This window comes from Polynucleobacter yangtzensis (assembly GCF_001595965.1).
Taxonomy (GTDB): Bacteria; Pseudomonadota; Gammaproteobacteria; order Burkholderiales; family Burkholderiaceae; genus Polynucleobacter; species Polynucleobacter yangtzensis.
This window is the reverse complement of sequence record NZ_LOJI01000014.1, coordinates 1-1,059: the sequence shown is the minus strand read 5'-3', so window position 1 is coordinate 1,059 and position 1,059 is coordinate 1. Positions and strand designations below refer to the sequence as shown.

Annotated in this window: 1 protein-coding gene; it reads left to right on the top strand. The window is 48.9% G+C overall.

Annotated features, from left to right (window positions below; all coding sequences use genetic code 11):
* On the top strand, window positions 1–1,059 hold a 1,059-nt coding region (locus JaK3_RS05730; protein WP_240480897.1), incomplete at both ends, for a condensation domain-containing protein.

The window sequence follows — 1,059 nt, the reverse complement described above, 5'->3', positions numbered from 1 at the left end:
CCCCTCCGCACTCATCTCTTGCAACTAACTGATGATGAATATGCCTTAGTGCTTACTTTCCATCATCATGCCAATGATGGTGTGTCAGCCAATATCTTCTATCAAGAGTTGAGCATGGCTTACGCTAGTTATTGCCAAGGCCTGCAACCTCAATGGAATCCCTTACCAATCCAATACAGTGATTGGGCGGTATGGCAACAAAACTATTTAGCCAGTCATATTGATGCCAAGATAGAACGTGCCAAGATTAGATTAGCAGGCGCTCCTGATACTTTGGCGCTACCCTTAGATCATCCACGTGATGCTAATCGCGCTAGACGTGCCGGCTATCTATCCTTTAGCTTACCAGCCAACTTAGTCGAGCAATTAGAAAATGTAGCGCGTACAGAGCGCACCACTTTATTTACCGTCATCCTAGCCGCCTATGGCGCAACGCTAGCAAGACTAGCCAATCAAGAACTGGTAATCATTGGTTCACCGGTTGCCAATCGCAGTCGCATGGAGACCGAAGGCATCATTGGCTTCCTAGTCAATACCTTGGCACTACCAGTCTCGTTAAGTAATGTGCGCAGTGGGCATGAGCTTATTAGCCAAACACGCCGCTCTGTCGAAGAAACACTGATTGATCAGGACCTTCCATTTGAGCGTTTAGTAGAGGAATTAGGGGTGCCGCGCTCCTTAGCACAGACACCACTCTTTCAGGCTATGCTCGCCTTCCAAAGTCAAGGGGGAACACCGTTTGATTTAATGGGCCTACAAATCCAACAAGAGCCTGTCACATTACCTACAGCCAAGTTTGATCTCACATTGTATTTTTCACCACAGCCTGATGGTAGCCTAGGTGGCGGCTTTGAATACGATGCTGACCTCTTCGAAAAAGAGAGCATCCAAACTTGGATGCAAGCGTTTGTGCAACTCACCACTGCCCTTGCGCAAGATCTCAGTACGCCAGTGGTGAACCTACCCCTCCTCTCTACTGCAGAGCGCACTCGCATCCTAGAAGCCAGTGCTGGCAAGGCGCTAACCTTAGCGCCTGAACAACTCACCCTCCCTGAGCTA